Genomic DNA, 13,778 nt, shown 5'->3' with positions numbered 1-13,778 from the left:
TATGCTTTGTCGTATTTATTCCATGTATTTATGTGTGCATGATATGTCACGTGCTATATCTTTTTATGAACAATTTTTACAACAACCAGTCACAATTCGTGATGATATTTATAGTGTATTTGATATTGATGGATTTCGTTTGGGTTTGTTTGCATATCAAAAAGTTAACGAAGAGCATCTTTTTGGAAGCAATTGTCTTCCAAGCTTTGAATTTGAATCACTAGAAGTTTTAAAAAAACAGATGGAAGGAAAAACAATTCGTTTTCCTTTAACACAGATTAAAGATAACTGGGTAGCTGAAATTATAGATAGTGAGGGTAATCCTATTGAATGTACTGCCCCAGTGATAAGGAGTATATCATGACAAGAATAGGGACAGGAAAATTAAGACAACAAAATGATCATACAGTTTTAAGATTGTTGATTGAAAATCCTCATATGACTAAAAAAGAATTAGCGCAGCTTTCTTCATTGACAGTTGCGACAGTGGGGACGATTTTGAATGATTTTGTTCATAAAGGTATCGTTCAAGTCAGTGATGAAGTTCATTTAGCAATGGGAAGACCTACACAAAGGTTTGTGATTCAAGAAGACTTTTTTCATATTTTATCTATTTTCATTCAAAGACAAAATAATCAGAATTATCTTTGTTATGAAATCAAAAATGCTCTATCTCAAATTCTTCAAAAAGAAACCATAGAGCTAGATTCACTTGAACAGGAAATGCTTATTAAAAAGATTGTAGATATATATCATCGTGATTCACATATTCAAATTGTTGGAATAGGAGTTCCAGCCATTGTATCTAATGGAATATTAATAGAATCTGATATTCCTGAATTGAAAGGATGGCTTCTTAAAGAACAATTAGAACAGAAAATGTCTTGTCCAATTATCATAAAAAATGATATGAATTACACGGCTTATGGTTATTATGCTTCACAACAGCTTCATGAAGATATATGTTTTGTGACTTATCCATCCAATAGTGGTCCAGGTTGTGGAAGTATGATCAATGGTCAACTACTAGAAGGAAGAAATGAAATTGCAGGAGAAATTCTGTATTTACCATTTTTTCATTTTCTTTCACAAAAGCAACATGTAGATTATTCTGTTGAAAATGTTGCATTATCACTTTGTTGTATTGCATCCATTTTAAATCCTTCAACTGTTGTTTTGACAGGTGAAGCTATTTTGGCTAGTGATATAGAGGCTATTGAACAAATTTGTCTACAGTATATACCAGAAGCTTTTATGCCAAAAATATATTATCAACAAGATTATAATGAATATTATATGCAAGGAATATATTTATTGAGTTTAAAGTTTTTATTAGATCAAGTTTAGAAAACTTGATTTTTTTATAAGAACGTGGCATAATATACTTATTAAAAGACTTTTAATAAGTGAGGGTGAAAATGATGAAAAAAAGAATTTTGAATGCTCAATTAGCGAGTATTGTTGCAAGAATGCGTCATGGAGAAATGTTATTTATTGCGGATGCAGGAAGTGGGACAACAAAAAAGTCCTTATATCCATTAAGTGAAGATGTTGAATATCTTGATTTAGGTGTTGTCACAGGGTCTCCATCTTTTCAGGATGTTATTGAAACATTAGTGGAATGTGGTGATTTTGAAGGGGCTATTGTGACAGAAGATATGCTTCAACACAATCTCAAAGATTATCATGTTGTTGAAAATTTATTTGATGCTAAAAATATTCATGTGATGCATTATATTCCTGAATATTATCAGATGAGAGATCGCTGTAAAGCTGTTATACAGACAGGAGATTATGGTGTTCATGCTCAAGCTATTTTGATAGCTGGGTATCCAAGTGCTGATATTCCGATGGAATGGTTAAAAAATGGTTTAAAAGGAGAAAGTCATGAGTAGTGAATTAGAAAAGATGGAACGTGGAGAATGGTATGATGCCAATAATGATGCTCAATTATTAGAAATGCGCATAAAAGCTAAAGATCTATGTTTTGATTTAGATCATACAAGACCTGGGGATGTTGAAAAAAGAAAAGACATCTTGACACAGTTATTAGGTTATTATCCAGAAAATCTGGAAATTATAAGTCCATTTATGTGTGATTATGGAAGTCGTATTCAATTAGGAAAGAATGTTTTTATTAATAGCTCTTGTTATTTTATGGATGGTGGAAGTATCACAATGGGTGATTATGTTTTTGTAGGTCCATATTGTGGTTTTTATACAGCAAATCATCCTCTAGACTATCAAAAACGTAATCAGGGATTAGAAATTGCTTTGCCTATTCGTGTGGGAAGTAATGTCTGGTTTGGCGCACATGTTTCCGTCATGCCAGGAGTCACGATTGGTGATGATTGTGTCATTGGGGCAGGAAGTGTAGTGACCAAAGATATACCACCACATAGTCTTGCTTATGGAAATCCATGTCGAGTTGTGAAACAATGGGATGAAAATCAGAAATCTTTCTGATTTTTTTCTTTTTTCTTCATGTATTATTCATATATCTATGATAGTATCATATAGACTATGTTGGAGGGAAATGATGGAAAAGTTAATTTATGATCAATTATGGATATTTTTTGTTTATTCTTTTGTCGGTTGGATCATAGGAACTATTCTTGCGGCATATCGTCGTAAGAAGTTTGTTGATGTTGGATTTTTATATGGACCATATTGCCCATCCTATGGTATTTGTGGAGTTTTGTTTTTTATTTTATTACATGAACTTCATAATCAATGGTTTTTTATGTTCTTAGGAGGAGCAATTATTTCTTCCTTTGTTGTATATATGACAGGTTTTTTCTTACAGAAAATTTTTCACCATAAATGGTGGGATTATTCAAGAAAGAGATTCCAATTCGGTAGTTATGTGCACATGCCTTATACAATTCTTTGGGGGTTGATGGCTATCATCTGTGTTGAATTTATTGAACCAACACTTTTAAATGCTGTTCATTTGATTCCTTCATCCGTTGGAGAGATTCTCTTGATTATTATGGGTGTTGTGATGGCAGTCGATTTTGTTGGAACAATCACAGGTATTTTAAGTACACGTTCACGTGTGAAAAAAGGTGTCATTAAAGAGGTATCAGAAAACATGCAAAGAACGGCAGATCGTTTAGGCATGAGAATATCTGAATGGACACTTAAACATTTTGTGAATGCATTTCCAAATCTTGATAAAAAAGAAATTTTAAATGAGCCAAAAGTTGAAAAATCAACTGTATTTGCTGAAGGATGTTCTTTTTATAAATTATTATGGTTATTTCTTATTGGTGCATTTTTAGGAGATATTGTTGAAACATTATGGTGTCATTATACAACAGGCATATGGATGAGTCGTAGTAGTGTGATTTATGGTCCTTTTTCTATTGTTTGGGGAATTGGCTGTGCTTTATCAACTTTACTGTTATATCAGTATCGTTATAAAAGTGACCGTTTTATTTTCTTGTTTGGAACGGTTGTAGGTGGAGCTTATGAATATGCATGTAGTGTTTTTACAGAATTAGTTTTTGGAACAATCTTTTGGGATTACAGTCATCTTCCTTTTAACTTAGGAGGACGTATTAATTTATTATTCTGTTTCTTCTGGGGGATTGTAGCTGTGATTTGGATTAAAATTATTTATCCAAAATTATCAGACTTAATTGAAAAAATCCCAAAGAAAACAGGAACAATTCTTTCATGGTGTTTTATTGTTTTTATGACAATCAATATTATCATATCAGGATTAGCTATTCAAAGATATTCAGAACGACAGAATGGACAAATCAATGCTCAAAATCCTGTAGAAGAATTTCTAGATCAGCATTATCCAAATGAAAGAATGGAACGTATTTATCCTAATGCAAGGTTTCCACAGAAAAAATAAAAAGCCTTAAAAAAGTGAAGGTGACAGATATAAATATCCTGACTTAACTTTTTTAAAGCATAAAAATCATTTATTTCATATATCTTGATTTTCCCTTCCAAAAGACATGTATTTTGTGTATGAAAATAAATTTTTTATAATATATTGAGGTGTTTTCTATGTAGTGTAGAAAACATCTTTTTTCATTCCATTAATAACTGACACAGTAATTGGACAGCTAAGGGAATGTCTTCGATAGAAAGTCCAGAGTAGTTAATCACGATTGTATGTGAATCAAAAGGGTGGTCATAAAATTGGGAAAGCATGCTCATATTGATTCCTAAATCTTGAGCACGTTTTAAAATAAAATTATCACTATATGGCAAAGAGAAATGAAGTAGGAAATGTAAACCTGAGTTTTCTTCAGTAATTGTAATTTGCTTAAAGAGAGGGCTTTGTGAAAGTTGAAGAAGAAATTCATCACGGATGGATTTATAGTAGTTACGCATACGGTTAATGTGTTTTTCAAAGTGATGGTTTTGGATAAACTCGGCAAGAATAATCTGTTCAAAGCTTGATACACTACATGTATAGAAACCTAATTTTTGTTGAAAAATTTGAACGAGATGAGGTGGTAAAATCATATAACTAATACGAAATGAAGGGGCTAGTGTTTTAGAAAATGTATTCATATAAATCACATGTTCATTTTGATCAATTTGAAAGAGTGGGGAAAGTGGTTTTCCTCGCATACGAAATTCACTATCATAATCATCTTCAATAATATAACGATGGGATTCTTCTGCCCATTGAAGTAATTCTAAACGTCTTTGTATGGGCATTGTGATACCTGTTGGGAAATGATGAGCAGGGGAGATATGCACGATTTGTGCCTGACTTTCTCTTAGTGCCTTTATATCAATGCCTTGTTGATCTAAGGGAATGTAATGATAATTGACATGATTGATGTGATAGACTTGGGAAATACTGTGATGACCTGGATTTTCTAAGGCATATATCTGATCTCTTCCTAGTAATTGAATTACTAAATTATAAAGATATTCACTTCCAGCTCCAATAATCACCTGATCAGGAGAAATATTCATTCCACAAAAGGCATAAAGATGTGAACAGATAGCGCGTCTTAAAGATTCGCAACCTTGATGTGGAGAACGTGAAAGCAATTCTTGTGATTGAGATGAAAGGACTTGACGTGTCATTTTAGACCATGTAGAAAATGGAAAATGCAAAGAAGATACAGAATTTGATTTTAAATCTATACGATAATGAGTTTGTTTTGGTTTTGTCATAACAGAAGAATGATTTTTTATATAATGGGGATAATGAAGTTCACTTACAAAATATCCTTTTCTTTCTTTAGAATAAATATACCCTTCAATTAGAAGCTGATGATAGGCATTCTCTACAGTAATAAGACTGACATTTTGATTTTTCGCAAAAGCACGTTTAGAAGGTAATTTTTCATGAGGTTTGAGTTTTTGATGGATAATATCATTTTTAATGCATTGATATAAATATTCATACATAGGTATATCCGATTCTTTAAATGAATAAGTTAACATATTTTTCACTCCTTGAAATTATTATACTCAATCTGGATATATAAAAAAATACAAAACTGGATATTTTCATAAGACCAATAATCATATATACTGTTAGTTATACGGAGAGTGATAGATATGAATACAAAAATATTGAAAATCGTTTTAGTTGGTTTAATGGCTGGCTTATGTTATATATCATTTATGTTTTTACAGATTAAGATTCCAACACCAGGTGGTTTTACATCTTTTCATTTAGGAAATACTTTTTGTGTGTTGGCAGCTTTATTGCTAGGGGGATTACCTGGTGGTATTGCAGGTGCTATTGGTATGGGAATTGCAGATTTGTTGGATCCGGCTTATGTGATTGTAGCGCCTAAAACAATTATTTTGAAATTAGGGATTGGTATCATAACTGGTTTGGTCGCACATCGTATTTTTCATATCCAGCATAAGCAAGGGAAAGCGTTATGGAAAGCAGTTATTTTATCAGCTACAGCAGGTATGTTATTTAATGTGATTGGAGAACCTATTTTTTCTTATTTTTATACAGCTTTTATTTTAGGTGCTCCTGATAATGCAGCAAAAGCATTAGCTTCATGGAATGCTATAACAACGACAGTGAATGCTTTGATGGCCATTGTTATTTCATCAATCCTGTATATGGCTATGGCTCCAAGATTACGAAATAATGGTTTATTAAAGAAAATTGCGCCAAAGGAATAGTAGAAATCTATTCCTTTTTGTATTATAATAATACAGGATGCCGACATAGCTCCAATCGGTAGAGCAGGCCACTCGTAATGGTCAGGTTGCAGGTTCAAGTCCTGTTGTCGGCACCATATGTAAAAACGCAACTGCGTTTTTTTCTTTATAAGGGAGGATTGATATGATTTTGAATCAGGAAAGTAAAAGATATTTTTTCATTATATTAGGAGCATTTATTTTTGCATTGGGAGTAAATTTATTTGTAGTACCTGTGCAATTATATAGTAGTGGGGTATTAGGAATTGCTCAAATCATAAGAACACTATTAGAACAAATCAGTAATGGCATGTTTCCATCTTCAATAGATATATCAGGAATTATTAACTTTGCGATTAACATACCTCTATTTATGTTAGCTTATCGTACTATTTCTAAACGTTTTTTTGTCAGAACGCTATTATCTGTTATTTCTCAAACTATCTTTTTAACATTCATCATGATTCCAACGACACCACTTGTTGATGATATTCTTACCAATTGTATTATTGGTGGAATTGTGACTGGATTTGGTATAGGTCTAACATTACGCTGTTCTGGAAGTGGTGGAGGATTAGACATTTTAGGTGTCTATTTTACAAAAAAGTTACCACATTTTTCAGTAGGAAAATTATCATTATTTATTAATTTAGCAATCTATGTTGTGTGTGCATTTTTATTTCATATTGAAATAGCCATTTATTCTGCCATTTATACAACATGTTTTACACTTGTTTTAGATAAAACTCATTATCAAAATATCAATGTAACATGTGTTATTTTTACAAAGCAATTAGAAATTCAAAATAAAGTTTTATCTGAAATGGGACGTGGAATGACTTTTTGGCAAGGAAAAGGTGCTTATACAAAAGAAAATACTTATGTTATGGTAACAGTGATTAGTAAATATGAAGTGAATCAACTTAAACATATTATTAAAGGTCTTGATCCACAAGCATTTACTTTATTTTTTGAAGGTATGTCAGTGGATGGACACTTTGAAAAGAGATTATAGATTTGCAGTATTTGAAACAAATTTGGTTTTTATAGAGATTTGATTATAATGAAAATAGGGGGGGGATTTGATGGACAAAAAATTAATCTTTTTAGATGCAGATGGAACATTGACATTGCCAGATGGACGAGTATCACCAAAGGTGCAAGAAGCCATTCATCAAGTTCAAGAAAATGGACATGAAGTCTTTTTGTGTACAGGTAGAAGCTATGCAGGAGCCAGACCACTTTTTCCGATTGGTTTCGATGGCATTATCAGTAGTGCGGGTGGATATATTGAGGTGCATGGTCAAAAAATCTTTGAATCATGTTTGAGTCAAGAAGATATTCAACTGGCAAGACATATTTTTGATCAGCATCACATTTTATATAATTTAGAAGCTAATCATATGACTTTTCAAGATGAAAAGATGAATTATGAATTTGTAAAACATCGTTTAAAAGATGGAGAAAATTTAAATTCTGAATTACAGAGATTATTAAATGAACAAAAAGAACATTTTAATATTCATCCATTAAAGGAATATGATGAAAATCCTATTCCTATTCAAAAGCTATGCTTTATGTGTGAAAAAGAGGAAGATTTAGAAGAACCTAAACGTGTTCTATCAGATAAATTTCATTTTGTCATTCATGAAATCTTTTCTCAAGATGTCATTAATGGTGAAATTATTATGAAAGGAACAGATAAGGGAACAGCTGTTGAAAAGGTATGTGAATATTTAAATATTCCTATTCAAAATACAATTGCTTTTGGAGATAGTATGAATGATTATGCGATGATTCAGACTTGTGAATATGGTGTTGTCATGGCAAATGGATCAAAAGAACTCAAACAATATGGAAATGCTATATGTGAAAGTGTACAGGATGATGGAATTTATCATGAATTGCATCGTTTAGGATTATTTTAAAAAGTTGTCATAAAACGTTTATAACGTCTTTTGACAACTTTTTCTTTCTTTATATGCCATAGCTTCACTTTGAAAATGCTTATAACCAAGATATGAAAAAATAATGAGGACAAGAGAATAACCAAGTGCAATCATCAAATCGAACTTAATGAACAGCACTATGATAGCAAGAATCAAAAGCCAAAGTGAATGTTTATAACGCTGAAATTTTTCTTCAGGGTTTAAAGAATACCAGAACCATTTATGCATAGATATCGCACTCCTCTTATTTATTATAACATAAAAAAAACCTACTTACGTAGGCTTTCATAAGCTTTTAAAGCATGTTTATGAACATCAAAAGAGCTGGCAATTAAAAGGTATAAAAATCCAGTCTGAACAAAGAAAATAGTATAATCTAATATCCCGTGAATAAAGATCATCACTGTAAAGGATACAATCAATGCAACCAATGTCTTATCAACTTTTAATTTCCATAAACGATATAATCTTTGAATATTAGAATAAATATATGGAGCGATAGTTAATAATCCAACAATTCCAAAACAAAGCAATGGATCCAAATAAATACTATGAGCATGTTCAGTTGGATGACCATGATATAATGGATAAATATGCATATAAGTCATAGGTCCTTCACCAAACAAAGGATGTGTTATAATATTTTGAATAGCAACTTCCCAGATATCAGCACGTGTCATGAAATAAGCAACAATATTATCAACACGTGGGAATTTTGATGGATTTAATAGGAAATAAATACAAGCCACAATAACAAGAGCTAATATGCATGCACATGTTTTATAATGCTTGTCTACAATCAACATAATTAAAATGCCACCAGCTAATGCAGGCCATGCAGTTCGACAGGCAGTTAATAATAAAACAAAAAGATTTAATCCAATGACTGCGACATAATAAATAAATTTTTTCCATTCTAATTTTATATCTTTAATTTTTAATATTTTATAGAAAGTTAAACAAACAAAGAATTCAATCATCATAGCATAGTAATTAGCATTAAAGAAAACGGAATTAATACGATCTTGAGGACGATTGAATATCATGATTTCAAATTGATCAATATTGTAAGAATTCAAAATACCAATATATTCAATTAAACCATATAAAGCTGCAAAAATACTTAAAACAATAATACAGTTTGTTATATATTCAAATAATCGTGAATCAATATGAATACGATAATATAAAACAAAAGATAAAATCACTAAAATACCAATGCTACAAACAAAACCATAATAGTTTTGATAAAACAGAGAAACAATAGCACTTAATAAACTAAAATAAATAATAAAACGACTTTTAGGTATTTGTCTATAAGCTTCCTGTATTTCCCCTTTCCATAATAAACGAAGTGTTAAAAATATTAAAATCCCTCCACACATATAAAAAGGTAAAAACATTGAAAAAACAGCAACAATGATATATCTTTGATGATGTGTAAAATGTGTTTTTAAATACTGAATCCCAAAAATAAAAAACACCTCCCAAACGTATCTCTATTTTACAACATTTCTAAATTTATGTATACTATAAATAATCAAGATAACAAAAATGTAAGAAATGAGGGAAACAAGCTGAAATATTTATATATTTATAATTATTCGCCACATGAACAGAACTTATGTGAAATGGAATTTAGACATATTTTTCATGAAGATATGCAAACAAAATATTATATAACGAATCAGGATTTTGATTATTCCAGAAGTGCTTATATCAGGGGAAAATTAAATATTTTATATGAAAGTGCCTGTTTTGATGAAATAGTCAATTTTATTGAACAACAGAATTATTGTTATTATGATTTTAAAGTCATCTATTTAAAAAACGAAATCACACATGTGCCATATCAGGAATCAATTGATAAATGTAAGCAGATGGCCTTGCCTATTGCTGGTTCAGTGAATATGCATCATCCTCAAACAATCTTTGCGATTACAAAAATTCATGAAATATGGTATTTTGGTATTTATCAAAATGATATGAGCTGGAATCAACATAATGATAAACCTTATTCATATTCACATTCATTAGCCTTAAGAGATGCGAGAGCAGTTGTTAATATTGCTTTAGGAAATGATTTATCTAAAACGATTGTTGATCCATGTTGTGGAGTAGGAACTGTTGTTTTAGAAGGATTGAGCATGAATGCCCATATTGTTGGTTATGATATCAATAAATATGTGGCTTATCAGGCAAGATTGAATTTAGAACATTATGGGTATGATCCATTATTGATTCAAAGATGTGATATGAGAACATTAAAGAAAACATATGATGTCTGTATTTTAGATATTCCTTATGGTGTATATAGTCCATTTACATATCAGCAACAATGCGAACTTTTAGAAAAGACCAGAGATATTGCATCAGAACTGGTTTTAATTTCACACGTTCCAATGCAAAAAGAATTAATAAATATAGGATATCATATGAAAGATCAAGCTATGATACAAAAAGGGAGCTTTCAAAGATATATAACACATTGTCTATAGGAGTGGGAAAAATGAAACATATTTTTATGATGCATGATACAAAGCGTCATCATGATTTAGAAGTCATGATTCATGATATCATGCAGGAATATGTATATGAAATTGTTTATACAACATCAATGCAAGATAGTCAAAAATACATTCAAAATTGTTTAGAACCATCAAGATTTTATGCAGTTGGTGGAGATGGAACAATCAATGGCTTGTTGCAGGCGTTAGTACATAGTGAACATGAGCTCGTTATTTTGCCTTTTGGAACGGGGAATGATTTTTGTCGTACACTTACAAAAGAAAAGGATATCCGTCAACTATTAATTCAATCATTAAAGCAAGAAAACCAAAAAGTTGATACCATTCAAATCAATGACAGATATTATCTTAATGCAGCATGTTTTGGATTAGATAGCATGATTGCGAATAAAGTCCATGATATTCCAGATATTCCATTTGTACCTGAATCACAGAGTTATATTATATCTATTTTTAAACAAGTATTTCGTTATGATAATCATCATGTAAAGATTGTATCAGATGGAAAATGTCTTTATGATAATCAGACAATTCTCTGTACATTAAATAATGCGCAATATTATGGTGGTGGTTTTCAAATCACACCTCAAGCTCAAATTCAGGATGGTTATATGGATATCTGTGTTGTTGATCGTGTACCAAAGATCAAAATACCTTATCTAGTCACTTATCTTTTATCACATCAATTACATAAACGACATGAAGTCCATTATTATAAAGTAAAAGAAGCAACAGTTTACTGTCGTCATAGCTGTAATATTGATGGTGAAGAATATAAAGCAAACAGTTATCATTTTCAAGTATGCCCACAATCATTAAACTTAGTGATGTATAAAAAAAGCTGATATGAATAAGTCATTCATTGTGACTTACTCAATCAGCTTTTTCATTACATATAACTATAATGATTTTCTTTTTTATTAACAACAAGAATTCCTACACTAATAAGTGCTAATGAAGCGATAAAGTAACCTTACCATTAGCATCAACTAAGATTTGAGTTTTTCTTTCTTCATAACTATAACAAAAAAACACTAAGATATTTAACTTAGTGTTCATATTCTTCTGCAAAGAAAACCTGATGCCATAATGAGAAGCAATAGACAGTCCAGATTTTTTTATAATAGTCATGTTTATGATTTTTATGGTCTTCTAACATAGATAATAGTTTTTGATCATCAAACAATTGTTTAATAATAGGTGTCTGTAAACCATCATAAACTTTTTGATAAAGATCATCTTCACGCATCCATTCTCTAAGTGGAACAGGGAAACCTAATTTCTTTTTCTTGTAAGCTTCATTAGGAATGACTTTTTTAGCAGCTTGTCTTAATAAGACTTTTGTATTTTCCTTTGTGACTTTTTGATTATCTTTTAATTGACTTGCGACTTGGAAAACTTCTTTATCTGTAAAAGGAACACGACTTTCAATAGAATGAGCCATTGTCATTTTATCACCTTTTTGCAAGATGTCTTTAATAAACCAAGTTTGTAAATCAAAAGCTTGTCTTTTTTGAATATTTGTTGCTTTCTGAACACGATCAAAGACATTTCCAACAATATCTTTATGACTATGTAAATGACTTGTATCTTTTAATAAATGTTTACAATCATTATCAGAGAAAACAGGATTAACACCTACATAATAATCTTCAATACGCTCACCATTTCTAATTAAGAAAGGAATACCTTTAAATGTTGGTAGATGTTTGCATATAGATGCAATAGCATGACGAATGAAGAAAGGAATTTTTCCATACAATCCACTATCAATATCTCCACGATAAGTATTATAACCACCAAAGAATTCATCGGCACCTTCACCAGATAAAACAACTTTGACATCCTGACTGGCAAGTTGACTGACAAAATATAAAGCGACTGCAGCTGGATCGGCAGTTGGTTCATCTAAATGATACATAATCTTTGGTAAGACTTCTAAATATTCTTCTTTAGTAATAATTTTGCTTTTGTTTTCAATACCTAATTGTTGTGTTAAATCTTTAGCGTAGTTAATTTCATTATATCTTTCATCATTATATCCAACTGTATAAGTATGTTGAGGTCTCGCTAATGAAACAAGATATGATGAATCAATTCCACTGCTTAAGAATGATCCAACTTCAACATCAGCAATCAAATGATGTTGGATAGAATCTTTCATGATTTGATCAATAGCTTGAATCATTTCCTGATCAGTTTTATATTGATCTTTGAATTCAATATGATAATAACGTTTAATTTGAATCTTTTGATCCTTATAAATAAGATAATGTCCTGGTAACAATTGTTTAACATTTTTAAAGAAAGTCTTTTCACCAGCTACATAATTCATTTTTAAATAAATATCTAAGACTTCAGTATTTAATTCTTTTTTAAAATCGGGATGATCTAAGAAACCTTTGATTTCACTTGCAAATAAGAAATGAGCAGGATCATCATAATAATAGAAAGGTTTAATTCCAAAATGATCTCTGGCACAGAATAACTCATGTGTCTCAGTATCATATAATGCAAAAGCAAACATCCCTCTTAAATAATTCACAACATCATAACGATATTCTTGAAAACCATGTAAAATAACTTCTGTATCACTATGAGTTTGAAAAACATGCCCTTTGGCTTCTAAATCTTTTTTTAATTCTAGATAATTATATATTTCTCCATTAAAGACAACGACCAAATGATCAGATTTCATAGGTTGCTGACCACCAGCTAAATCTATAATAGATAAACGACGATGTCCTAAAGCTACATAATCATCAATGAACTGCCCTTCACCATCAGGCCCTCTATGAGCAATACGATCCATCATCTTTTTTAGTATTTGACTTGCATTTTCATTAACAGGTGCGAATCCAACTATTCCACACATCGTAATCACTTCCTTCGTGAAAGCATTATAACATGCTTTTTCATATAAAAAAATAAAAAAGTAAAGAAAAAGAGGACTTAATCCTCATTGATGTCTACATATAATTCAACATATCCACAAGATTTACATAATGCCGCTTTTAAAGCATATTCCTTTTTCTTCAGGTTTTCATTTTTTTCGATGATTGTAAAGTCACTAATAGGTTGTGCAGTATCTTTAATATAACAATCTTCTTTCATTTCTTTATGACATCTTGGACATTTTCTCATGCAT

15 protein-coding genes and 1 tRNA gene are annotated in these 13,778 nt (G+C 30.7%); 11 read left to right on the top strand and 5 right to left on the bottom strand.

All coding sequences use genetic code 11. The annotated features are described in order from the left end of the window. Position 1: 1 nt before the first annotated feature. From E0K96_RS10430 to E0K96_RS10410, 5 genes are all read left to right on the top strand, one after another. Positions 2–364: a VOC family protein gene (locus E0K96_RS10430; RefSeq protein WP_168083052.1), complete on the top strand. Its 363-nt coding sequence runs from the start codon at positions 2–4 to the stop codon at positions 362–364. After that, on the top strand, positions 361–1,347 hold the full coding sequence (locus tag E0K96_RS10425) for an ROK family transcriptional regulator (RefSeq protein WP_168083050.1): 987 nt from the start codon (positions 361–363) through the stop codon (positions 1,345–1,347). The genes E0K96_RS10430 and E0K96_RS10425 overlap by 4 nt, the downstream gene beginning before the upstream one ends. A 74-nt stretch (positions 1,348–1,421) precedes the next feature. Then, positions 1,422–1,895 carry an RbsD/FucU domain-containing protein gene (locus E0K96_RS10420; protein ID WP_240924504.1) on the top strand — a complete coding sequence of 158 codons (474 nt, stop codon included), beginning with the start codon at positions 1,422–1,424 and terminating at the stop codon, positions 1,893–1,895. Next, on the top strand, positions 1,888–2,466 hold the full coding sequence (locus E0K96_RS10415; protein ID WP_168083046.1) for a sugar O-acetyltransferase: 579 nt from the start codon (positions 1,888–1,890) through the stop codon (positions 2,464–2,466). The genes E0K96_RS10420 and E0K96_RS10415 overlap by 8 nt, the downstream gene beginning before the upstream one ends. Positions 2,467–2,539: 73 nt before the next feature. Next, positions 2,540–3,868 (top strand): putative ABC transporter permease, encoded by a 1,329-nt coding sequence (locus E0K96_RS10410; RefSeq protein ID WP_168083044.1) that lies wholly within the window; start codon positions 2,540–2,542, stop codon positions 3,866–3,868. 182 nt (positions 3,869–4,050) lie between these two features. Here E0K96_RS10410 and pdxR read toward each other — a convergent pair whose 3' ends face one another. Then, positions 4,051–5,430 carry a MocR-like pyridoxine biosynthesis transcription factor PdxR gene (gene pdxR, locus E0K96_RS10405; protein ID WP_168083042.1) on the bottom strand — a complete coding sequence of 460 codons (1,380 nt, stop codon included), beginning with the start codon at positions 5,428–5,430 and terminating at the stop codon, positions 4,051–4,053. A gap of 117 nt (positions 5,431–5,547) precedes the next feature. Between pdxR and E0K96_RS10400 the strand changes: the two genes are divergently transcribed. The 4 genes from E0K96_RS10400 (at position 5,548) to E0K96_RS10385 (ending at position 8,081) form a co-directional block, all read left to right on the top strand. Continuing rightward, entirely contained in the window at positions 5,548–6,135 is a 588-nt protein-coding gene (locus E0K96_RS10400; RefSeq protein ID WP_168083040.1) for an ECF transporter S component, read from the top strand. A 39-nt stretch (positions 6,136–6,174) separates the two neighbouring features. Next, positions 6,175–6,251, top strand: a tRNA-Thr gene (locus E0K96_RS10395). Positions 6,252–6,298: 47 nt separating this feature from the next. Next, the gene (locus tag E0K96_RS10390; protein WP_087298191.1) at positions 6,299–7,168 is read left to right on the top strand and encodes a YitT family protein; all 870 of its coding nucleotides are present in this window, start codon (positions 6,299–6,301) and stop codon (positions 7,166–7,168) included. Between the two features lie 70 nt (positions 7,169–7,238). Continuing rightward, positions 7,239–8,081 (top strand): HAD family hydrolase, encoded by an 843-nt coding sequence (locus E0K96_RS10385; protein WP_087243870.1) that lies wholly within the window; start codon positions 7,239–7,241, stop codon positions 8,079–8,081. 18 nt (positions 8,082–8,099) lie between these two features. Here E0K96_RS10385 and E0K96_RS10380 read toward each other — a convergent pair whose 3' ends face one another. Beyond that, positions 8,100–8,330: a hypothetical protein gene (locus E0K96_RS10380; protein ID WP_168083038.1), complete on the bottom strand. Its 231-nt coding sequence runs from the start codon at positions 8,328–8,330 to the stop codon at positions 8,100–8,102. A gap of 41 nt (positions 8,331–8,371) precedes the next feature. Continuing rightward, the gene (locus E0K96_RS12360) at positions 8,372–9,586 is read right to left on the bottom strand and encodes an O-antigen ligase family protein (RefSeq protein ID WP_168083036.1); all 1,215 of its coding nucleotides are present in this window, start codon (positions 9,584–9,586) and stop codon (positions 8,372–8,374) included. Positions 9,587–9,763: 177 nt separating this feature from the next. Here E0K96_RS12360 and E0K96_RS10370 point away from each other — a divergent pair, with 177 nt between their 5' ends. Both E0K96_RS10370 and E0K96_RS10365 read left to right on the top strand, forming a co-directional pair. Then, positions 9,764–10,600: a TRM11 family SAM-dependent methyltransferase gene (locus tag E0K96_RS10370; RefSeq protein ID WP_240924503.1), complete on the top strand. Its 837-nt coding sequence runs from the start codon at positions 9,764–9,766 to the stop codon at positions 10,598–10,600. Between the two features lie 11 nt (positions 10,601–10,611). After that, the gene (locus E0K96_RS10365; RefSeq protein WP_168083032.1) at positions 10,612–11,475 is read left to right on the top strand and encodes a diacylglycerol/lipid kinase family protein; all 864 of its coding nucleotides are present in this window, start codon (positions 10,612–10,614) and stop codon (positions 11,473–11,475) included. A 203-nt stretch (positions 11,476–11,678) separates the two neighbouring features. Here E0K96_RS10365 and asnB read toward each other — a convergent pair whose 3' ends face one another. After that, complete coding sequence (gene asnB / locus E0K96_RS10360) at positions 11,679–13,505, bottom strand: asparagine synthase (glutamine-hydrolyzing) (RefSeq protein ID WP_087298197.1); 1,827 nt, start codon at positions 13,503–13,505, stop codon at positions 11,679–11,681. A 77-nt stretch (positions 13,506–13,582) separates the two neighbouring features. Further along, the coding region (locus tag E0K96_RS10355) for a hypothetical protein (RefSeq protein WP_240924502.1) at positions 13,583–13,778 on the bottom strand (196 nt) is incomplete at its 5' end.

Origin of the sequence: Massilimicrobiota sp. SW1139 (assembly GCF_012027715.1) — a bacterium.
Lineage (GTDB): Bacteria > Bacillota_I > Bacilli_A > Erysipelotrichales > Coprobacillaceae > Allocoprobacillus > Allocoprobacillus merdigallinarum.
The sequence above is the reverse complement of the archived record's forward strand: the minus strand, read 5'-3'. Positions and strand labels throughout refer to the sequence as shown.

Bases quoted from the DNA above. Each gene is read 5' to 3' on its own strand.
- E0K96_RS10425 (WP_168083050.1), top strand. From the start codon at position 361: ATGACAAGAATAGGGACAGGAAAATTAAGACAACAAAATGATCATACA.
- E0K96_RS10410 (WP_168083044.1), top strand. From the start codon at position 2,540: ATGGAAAAGTTAATTTATGATCAATTATGGATATTTTTTGTTTATTCT.
- E0K96_RS10415 (WP_168083046.1), top strand. From the start codon at position 1,888: ATGAGTAGTGAATTAGAAAAGATGGAACGTGGAGAATGGTATGATGCC.
- E0K96_RS10380 (WP_168083038.1), bottom strand. From the start codon at position 8,330: ATGCATAAATGGTTCTGGTATTCTTTAAACCCTGAAGAAAAATTTCAG.
- asnB (WP_087298197.1), bottom strand. From the start codon at position 13,505: ATGTGTGGAATAGTTGGATTCGCACCTGTTAATGAAAATGCAAGTCAA.
- E0K96_RS10400 (WP_168083040.1), top strand. From the start codon at position 5,548: ATGAATACAAAAATATTGAAAATCGTTTTAGTTGGTTTAATGGCTGGC.
- E0K96_RS10365 (WP_168083032.1), top strand. From the start codon at position 10,612: ATGAAACATATTTTTATGATGCATGATACAAAGCGTCATCATGATTTA.
- pdxR (WP_168083042.1), bottom strand. From the start codon at position 5,430: ATGTTAACTTATTCATTTAAAGAATCGGATATACCTATGTATGAATAT.
- E0K96_RS10385 (WP_087243870.1), top strand. From the start codon at position 7,239: ATGGACAAAAAATTAATCTTTTTAGATGCAGATGGAACATTGACATTG.
- E0K96_RS10390 (WP_087298191.1), top strand. From the start codon at position 6,299: ATGATTTTGAATCAGGAAAGTAAAAGATATTTTTTCATTATATTAGGA.
- E0K96_RS10430 (WP_168083052.1), top strand. From the start codon at position 2: ATGCTTTGTCGTATTTATTCCATGTATTTATGTGTGCATGATATGTCA.
- E0K96_RS10370 (WP_240924503.1), top strand. From the start codon at position 9,764: ATGCAAACAAAATATTATATAACGAATCAGGATTTTGATTATTCCAGA.
- E0K96_RS10420 (WP_240924504.1), top strand. From the start codon at position 1,422: ATGAAAAAAAGAATTTTGAATGCTCAATTAGCGAGTATTGTTGCAAGA.